Annotated in this window: 10 protein-coding genes; 2 read left to right on the top strand and 8 right to left on the bottom strand. The window is 32.0% G+C overall.

Translation table 11 applies throughout. The features are described 5' to 3' along the window. On the bottom strand, positions 1–771 hold a 771-nt coding region (locus FJV36_RS00275; protein WP_158980748.1), incomplete at its 3' end, for a replication initiation protein. An 874-nt stretch (positions 772–1,645) separates the two neighbouring features. Here FJV36_RS00275 and FJV36_RS00270 point away from each other — a divergent pair. Together FJV36_RS00270 and FJV36_RS00265 are read left to right on the top strand one after the other, a co-directional pair. After that, entirely contained in the window at positions 1,646–2,194 is a 549-nt protein-coding gene (locus FJV36_RS00270) for a BfmA/BtgA family mobilization protein (protein WP_158730187.1), read from the top strand. A 1-nt stretch (position 2,195) separates the two neighbouring features. Continuing rightward, positions 2,196–2,981, top strand: coding sequence for a DUF5712 family protein (locus FJV36_RS00265; protein ID WP_158730186.1), 786 nt, complete (start codon positions 2,196–2,198; stop codon positions 2,979–2,981). Positions 2,982–3,094: 113 nt separating this feature from the next. Here FJV36_RS00265 and FJV36_RS00260 read toward each other — a convergent pair whose 3' ends face one another. From FJV36_RS00260 to FJV36_RS00230, 7 genes are all read right to left on the bottom strand, one after another. Beyond that, positions 3,095–3,358, bottom strand: a complete 264-nt coding sequence (locus FJV36_RS00260) for a Txe/YoeB family addiction module toxin (RefSeq protein ID WP_158730185.1) — start codon at positions 3,356–3,358, stop codon at positions 3,095–3,097. Then, complete coding sequence (locus tag FJV36_RS00255) at positions 3,349–3,555, bottom strand: DUF2683 family protein (RefSeq protein ID WP_131539970.1); 207 nt, start codon at positions 3,553–3,555, stop codon at positions 3,349–3,351. The genes FJV36_RS00260 and FJV36_RS00255 overlap by 10 nt, the downstream gene beginning before the upstream one ends. A gap of 26 nt (positions 3,556–3,581) precedes the next feature. Further along, entirely contained in the window at positions 3,582–3,809 is a 228-nt protein-coding gene (locus tag FJV36_RS00250) for a hypothetical protein (RefSeq protein ID WP_158730184.1), read from the bottom strand. Positions 3,810–3,822: 13 nt separating this feature from the next. Further along, complete coding sequence (locus tag FJV36_RS00245; protein ID WP_158730183.1) at positions 3,823–4,428, bottom strand: hypothetical protein; 606 nt, start codon at positions 4,426–4,428, stop codon at positions 3,823–3,825. Next, on the bottom strand, positions 4,412–4,831 hold the full coding sequence (locus FJV36_RS00240; RefSeq protein ID WP_158730182.1) for a hypothetical protein: 420 nt from the start codon (positions 4,829–4,831) through the stop codon (positions 4,412–4,414). The genes FJV36_RS00245 and FJV36_RS00240 overlap by 17 nt, the downstream gene beginning before the upstream one ends. A 6-nt stretch (positions 4,832–4,837) precedes the next feature. Further along, positions 4,838–6,532: a hypothetical protein gene (locus FJV36_RS00235; protein WP_158730181.1), complete on the bottom strand. Its 1,695-nt coding sequence runs from the start codon at positions 6,530–6,532 to the stop codon at positions 4,838–4,840. An 87-nt stretch (positions 6,533–6,619) separates the two neighbouring features. Further along, the gene (locus tag FJV36_RS00230; protein WP_158730180.1) at positions 6,620–7,570 is read right to left on the bottom strand and encodes a replication initiation protein; all 951 of its coding nucleotides are present in this window, start codon (positions 7,568–7,570) and stop codon (positions 6,620–6,622) included. Positions 7,571–8,038: the final 468 nt, after the last annotated feature.

The following is an 8,038-nucleotide window of genomic DNA, read 5'->3' as shown; positions in this document are numbered from 1 at the left end:
CTTCTGGAGAAGTTCTCCATTTTTCTTTTGCTTTTCCAAATCCACGTTAAAATCAATTTCCATCTGCAGCTTCGGTTTTGAGAATCCACAAAACAATTTTATAGTATCAAAGGAACGTCCTCTAGTTTTGATCAATTCATAATCAAAAACAATATCGGTATGCTCGTTTATTTGCTTTTTGGCAATATCTAAAACCTTTTCTTTTAACTGTCCTATTTGCTTGTATTGCTCGGGTTCTTTTCCTTTTGGGTCTTTCAGACCTAACATTTCTTTGAACTCCCCAAGATTGTAAGTATGTCCGCCCGCACCACGCCATTGGCAAGCCAAAGAATACAATCTTTTGGCGTGTTTAGAGGAACAACCAAGTACAGATTTTAGTTCTAAAAGAGTGAAATTATTTTTTAAATCAAAGAAGTAAGGACGAGCTGATTCATTAATTTTCATATAAAAACTACCTGTACCATCTAAATATTGAACTTCATTAAAGAGTACAATTTGCTTTAAACCTTTAGGCATCTGAATCTCAAACACTCGAGATAGAAGCCCCTCGTTACCGTCTTTCAATTGCTGATAGTTCCATTTACGACCTGTAATTAATTCAATATCTTTAACCCTAATATGGTATTCTTTGCCGATGTCATCGGTTTCATTTAATGAAGCCAACAGCATAAAAAGCACATCTAATTGGCAAGCACTAAAATCATAACGACCCGAAGTAATGGTGTTATGCTGCTTAATTTTCTTTTCGGAAGGTGTTTTTTGTGATTCCATAAAGCAAAGATAATAAAAAACACTAATAAAAAACACAGTTCAAAAAAAAGTGTTTTTTCGCTTATAAAAAGTGTTTTTTCGCTTATAAAAAGTGTTTTTTCGCTTATAAAAAGTGTTTTTTCGCTTATAAAAAGTGTTTTTTCAAATCGTTAAATACTGTTTTTATTGGGCTTCCCGAATGCCTAAAGTATTTAAATATTTTAAAGTTTTTAAACAGTAGCGCATGCGACCCAAATTTGTCTTGTTTTCGGATTTTTATTTGGTTGGAATGGAGAAAAATTTGAAAGCAGAAAAAAAAACAAAAGGGAATGAAAAGTCCAAAAAAGAAAACTGTTGAGAAAAACAAAAAAACAAAAAAGAAAAAGATTGAAAGAACACCAAGGGGGCGGGGCGGTCGATTTTTGACGCTTAAAAAGGCTGTATATTGATTTGTTTTGTGTTTTTAGTAAAATGTATTACTAAAAAAAAATAACGCTTTAAAATAGCCTTAAAATCGATTTTAGATTTTTTGAGTTGAAAAAGAAAAATTCCTTTTCTCATTCAGCCGCACAAAATTCTCGTTTAGTTTGTTCCGTTAGAACCCCTAACCTCAAATATTTGTTTGCTTCATCTCACTAAGGAATTACTCGAGAAAATGTACAATTCAACATTTTTTTATTAAGTTTGTAGATAGCAAGAAGGAACTGGGCAAACTTCGTTATTGCCCTGTTCTTTCTTGCTCTGCGAGGCTAGGAAACCCTTATTTATAAGGGTTTAATACGATTTTTTATTTTTCAGAATAATAAAATTAATATATTTATAATATATTCATATTTTTAATATACTGAAAATAAAATAATTAAACGCTATTTTAATATATAAACACTATAAAATAATGAAAAATTCTAATGTTGCAATCGACCAAAACACGAACGAAATTTTAACCGAATTTTGTTCAAAAATCAAATTAACCAAGAAAGATTTTATTTCTTTTTCCCTTAAGTACTTCAACGATTATTCTATCAATCCAGCCAAGCACGAAAAGCCAACGGTTGAAATTGAGAAGATGCACAAAAGAATTGAGGATTTAATTAAATTCTCTCGATCACAGGAGCGAGATGTTTTAAAACCTTTTTTCGATAACATCATTACAACACTTGGAGAAACTTCCCAAGACAGTAAAAATATAATTGAATCAATTATTGTATTTAACCAAAACAGAATAAAGCAACTTGATGAAATTAAAAGCATTCATTCCAAAGAATTAAATTTCTTAAAGGAAGAAAACATAAAAATAAAAAGTGAAGTATTTGAAGCCAATAAAAATATAAAACTAATCGTTAATGGTGTTTTATCGATGAATAAAGAACTTTCTAAAAAATTAAAAATCATCGTTGATAATCAAAATGCAGGAATGACAGGAAAAAAACAAACATTCGAATAAGATGCACATAAAAATACAAGGGGGAGGAGGTGGAACTTATGCTAATACTGGGAGTTGTTCCAGCGTAGCGAACTATTTAGAACACGAGGATTCAAAGAATAAAACCCAAGGAAAAGAGATTGAACCGTTTTTTAACCACAGACAGGAGAGCGTTAAATCATTGGATGTGATAAACAGCATCGATAAAAACAAAGCCAAATTATGCCAAGACGAATCAAAATTCTTTGTTATTACCGTTTCTCCAAGTTCTGAAGAACTCAAAAAAATGGGCAACACTCCAGCAGAACAATCGGAAGCTTTTAAAAATTACATAAAGAATGATTTTGCGAAACAGTACGCAGAAAATTTTAATAAAGAATTGACCAAAGACGATTTAATGTACTATGCTAAAATCCACACAGAGCGAAACGGAAAGAACGAAAATGATATGCACGTCCATATCATAGTAAGCCGAAAAACAGCCAACAATAAGGTTAAAATAAGCCCACAAACAAACCACAAAGGAACTACAAAAGGTACCGTTAAGGGAGGTTTTGACCGCAAAGAATTTATTAATAAAATGGAACAATCATTTGACCAAAAATTTAATTATCAAAGGAATATAGAAGAAAGTTTTGAGTATAAAAATGCTATGAAAAACGGCACATTTGCCCAACGGAAAGAACAAATTTTTAAAGCTGCAGCACAAGAAAAAAAATCAAATTTAGTCCAGGATAAAAAAGAGATCCTGGAGCAAAAAAATATTGAAGAAAATATAAAACAAAAAAGACAAAGATTTGAGAGATAAAAAAATGGTATTATTCCCCTTTTGGTTTTCAAAAAATAGTAATCGCTTCGCTATCCTCATTTTTAAGAAAAGGGTTTAAGAAAAACAAACCCCTTTCTTAAAAATCGAGGGAATTAATTGTAATGACCTTTGAGCCTACTTATCAATAAAACATTATCCTCTTTGATTTCGTAGACTATTCTATGTTCTTGTGTTATCCTTCTCGACCACTTACCTGTTAGCTCATATTTTAATTCTTCAACTTTTCCGACACCCTCGTAAGGATGTTTTATAATATCTTCAATCAAAGCAGATATTTTTTTCTGAACAGCTAAATTACCTGACTTTTTCCAATATTCTCTATGTTCTTTTGCTAACGGAGTGTATTCTATTTCCATAAATCCTCTAAAGCTATTTTAACACACTTTCCGTTTTTATAATCTTCATCTCCCTGTAATATACTCGCAACAAATTCAGCACTATAAGGACTTTCTTTTTCTTTTTTTGTTTCAAAAGACATACCCATTTCCTTTGCTAAATTCTTCAAAATAGATAATTGGGTTTTATTTTTAGGATGTAATATTATCGCTTCCATAGTGTTATAATTTTTACAAAGTTAGTTTATTTTCTCATTTCTAGTTTTGTCATTCCAGCATAGTAATGCTTACCGTCTTTGTCAAACTGGTAAATATTTGAAATTTCCCTAATCAAAGGTAAAACTTCACTTCTTTTAGCTATTCTAACCTTTACCAATCGACGGTATCGTTTGTTTGCTATGGTTTTATCACGCTTTTCAGACTCCTTTTTTGTGTAACCAACTATTTTATTTTTTATCCAGGAACGGCTCATAAATACGTTGTTGCTAATTTTTAATCTTAATATCAACACCAAACATCATATAGAAATTGACAAAGTCTTTATTGCCAATTTGTAAATTTACAGGCTTTATTTCAAATACACATCGGTTTGAAGGAGGATTGATTCTAAGTCCGCACCCTAAATTTGCTCCAAAATAGATATCAGCAAATGTTTGTGATTCATAATTTTCTAAAGTAACCTCACTAGAACCAGATCCAAGCATTCCTCTCGAATAATTAGCGAATCCCCCGGAATAAATAAAAAGAGATACAGCTTTGTATTTTACAAAATCATAATTGGCATTTAAATTCCATGAGGTAGTTCTATAATAATTATCCCTGGAGTCCGATATACCTGTTGAGAAGAAACCTCCTAAAAGCAAAGTGGCATTCATACGCAAACGTCCTTTTTTACCATAACTACGCTCATATCCAATCATAGATAACGTACCTAATCCTTCTTCTTTAACACCCATATTATAACCAATCCCAACCCCTGTTTTTATTGAATTTCTTGAGAATTTGTTTTCTTGACTATATCCAAATACGAAAGAAGTTAAGCATAACAAAAACATTGTTTTTGTTATGTAATCATTATTTTTGGATAGCATTTGCATAATCTTCTGGGGTAATTGTATAAACAAAATCATTAGACTTATTATTCATATCTAACTGAAAAGGATTTCTATTTAGAGGTGTTGTAGAATATCCATATGATTTTATTCTGTCACCATAATCTATTACAATGGAATCTCCCTCAATCAATGCGATAATACTTCCTCTTCCAGCACCAGCACCACAATCTTTGGTTTTTGTTTCGTTTCTTTCATTGTTAAGTATATTAATTTTTTTAGAAAACACTATTGTTTTTCCATCAAGTCCAACTTTTTTATAAGAAGAAATCCCAACATCTTTCCCTGAACTATTTACAATCGCTACGTAGCTTTCCACACAATCGTCATCACAGCTAGAAACCAATACTAATACGACTATTATTTTAATTAAATTTTTCATATTATATTATTGCCAATTAGTTAATAATTCATCTGTTAAAGTGGCAGTATTAAGATATTGACTCCTTAATTTTCCTTTTACTTCTCCCCAAGATTGGCTACCTATTATAATGTCTTGCACTTGTTTTATAGTAAAACCTGAAACTCGATCTAGAGGAAGGTTATTGTTACCATAAAAAACTCTTTGATTGATATTGTCAGTTAAATCATAAAAGGCGGGAGTATAAAAATTATCATCTGTGTCAGCATTTGTTAATTGAATTCTTTGAAAATTTGGCCCTTCAACTCTATTTGCACGATATTGATGATTAGGATATCCCAACCTCTGATACCTCAAATTTGTCAAAGTTATTTCAACTGCTCTTGCCCAGGACTCCAATGTTCTCTTTGCGCTTTTGTATTTTTCAGTTTCTGTAGACGACGCCCATACCTCAGGGTCTAAATATGCTTTCCAAACAAGACTATTGTAAGCAGAAGGACTCATTTCGTGATGAGCAGAATGTGTTAGTTCGTGAATAGTTGTACCGTACATTATTTCTGACGGAGCCCCATCAACTCGAAGATATATAGCAGGTAAAATTCCCCAATTTGCAATTTGATTCATATGTACGGAACTGTTCCATGTATCAAATGTGGCTATTTTCATTTGTCTTCTATAAAGACTGTTTAATTGAGGTCTTTCTAGACCTAAAATGTCTTTGTAGTAATAATCGTGAGCTGCTTGATGAACATTTGCAAAGTACAAATCTCTATTATTTGTAATATTTAGATTCCAAGGATCATCTTTCTCATAGTCACTTTTTGTTTCAGCTTGTCCAAACAAACCATTTCTAATACTATAATGATATCTCTCCCATTGCAATATGTATTTTGCTTTCCCTCTAACTGTTCCTGTAGAAAAATAACCATTAGCATCGGTTATTCCATTATCAACTGTAAACCACTGGCGTATTAAGACTTGAGCACCCTCAACAGGAATTGTTTTGTTGATTGTATTATCCCACATAGTAATTCGTCCACTAGGGCGCCATTTTTTTCCAAATATCCACCAAGAGGACTTTCCTGTGGTAGTGCTTTGCAATCCTAATTGCGCTTCGTTATGAGTTAGTTTAAAAGCTTCAATCAAAAGATTACCCAGTAAATCTTCTTTACTATTAATGGTGCTTTTACTTACTTTCCCAGTTTCTGAAGTAGTATTAAAAAAAGGGTCTTGTTCCGGAATGTATAACTCTTCTAGAACCTCTGTTTTAATTCCTGAAGGGAAAACATAGTCTTTTGGAACCGCTACGTAATACGAACCAATAACGTCCGGGTTATTAGTTCCAATTTGTTCCGAGACTTCTTCCGGAAATTCGTAATCTAAAGGATAATCGAAAAAATTCTGCGCTGTATCTTTCTTTAATAAAGCTTCTTCAGTTGCATTTTTAGGCTCTATCTTCACGTAAAGATGAGAAGTTTCTATATCGAAATCAGAGGTACTTTTAGCTGTTTTAGAGATTGTCATTTTCGCTTTTACACTATCCAAAGCTCTCTTCATATTCTTGACAGAATATGGGTTTTCTAATTTTTTTCCTAGCTTGAGATAATAATCTTTTTCTCTAACAGCGCTTGTTTCTTCCGTTGAAATAGGATCGTTACTACATGACGCTATTAGCGACAGTAATGCGAGTAATAAAAGGGTTTTAATTTTTAATTTCTTCATTTATTCTAGTTGTTTTTCGCTGTTAATTTTGACAAATGTATTGTAAATCAAGGATAATTCATTAAATATTTTTTTAAACACAAAATATCAGACATATCCCTTTTTCTTAAATATTCCTGCGAGATATGCGGGTTTATTATCTATTATTTTCCCCTTTTGAATAGCTTCTAAGAGTGCGTTTTTTTCTTCAACAAATTGCTTCCAGTACTTAACCGCCCACAGTTCCGCCAAATCATCCCGAATACCTATTGCTTGTATATTTGCAATCTTCTGGAGAAGTTCTCCATTTTTCTTTTGCTTTTCCAAATCCACGTTAAAATCAATTTCCATCTGCAGCTTCGGTTTTGAGAATCCACAAAACAATTTTATAGTATCAAAGGAACGTCCTCTAGTTTTGATCAATTCATAATCAAAAACAATATCGGTATGCTCGTTTATTTGCTTTTTGGCAATATCTAAAACCTTTTCTTTTAACTGTCCTATTTGCTTGTATTGCTCGGGTTCTTTTCCTTTTGGGTCTTTCAGACCTAACATTTCTTTGAACTCCCCAAGATTGTAAGTATGTCCGCCCGCACCACGCCATTGGCAAGCCAAAGAATACAATCTTTTGGCGTGTTTAGAGGAACAACCAAGTACAGATTTTAGTTCTAAAAGAGTGAAATTATTTTTTAAATCAAAGAAGTAAGGACGAGCTGATTCATTAATTTTCATATAAAAACTACCTGTACCATCTAAATATTGAACTTCATTAAAGAGTACAATTTGCTTTAAACCTTTAGGCATCTGAATCTCAAACACTCGAGATAGAAGCCCCTCGTTACCGTCTTTCAATTGCTGATAGTTCCATTTACGACCTGTAATTAATTCAATATCTTTAACCCTAATATGGTATTCTTTGCCGATGTCATCGGTTTCATTTAATGAAGCCAACAGCATAAAAAGCACATCTAATTGGCAAGCACTAAAATCATAACGACCCGAAGTAATGGTGTTATGCTGCTTAATTTTCTTTTCGGAAGGTGTTTTTTGTGATTCCATAAAGCAAAGATAATAAAAAACACTAATAAAAAACACAGTTCAAAAAAAAGTGTTTTTTCGCTTATAAAAAGTGTTTTTTCGCTTATAAAAAGTGTTTTTTCGCTTATAAAAAGTGTTTTTTCGCTTATAAAAAGTGTTTTTTCAAATCGTTAAATACTGTTTTTATTGGGCTTCCCGAATGCCTAAAGTATTTAAATATTTTAAAGTTTTTAAACAGTAGCGCATGCGACCCAAATTTGTCTTGTTTTCGGATTTTTATTTGGTTGGAATGGAGAAAAATTTGAAAGCAGAAAAAAAAACAAAAGGGAATGAAAAGTCCAAAAAAGAAAACTGTTGAGAAAAACAAAAAAACAAAAAAGAAAAAGATTGAAAGAACACCAAGGGGGCGGGGCGGTCGATTTTTGACGCTTAAAAAGGCTGTATATTGATTTGTTTTGTGTTTTTAGTAAAATGTATTACTAAAAAAAA

The organism is Flavobacterium sp. I-STPP5a (assembly GCF_009764685.1).
In the GTDB taxonomy this organism is placed as follows: domain Bacteria; phylum Bacteroidota; class Bacteroidia; order Flavobacteriales; family Flavobacteriaceae; genus Flavobacterium.
This window is presented reverse-complemented; position numbering and strand designations above follow the sequence as displayed.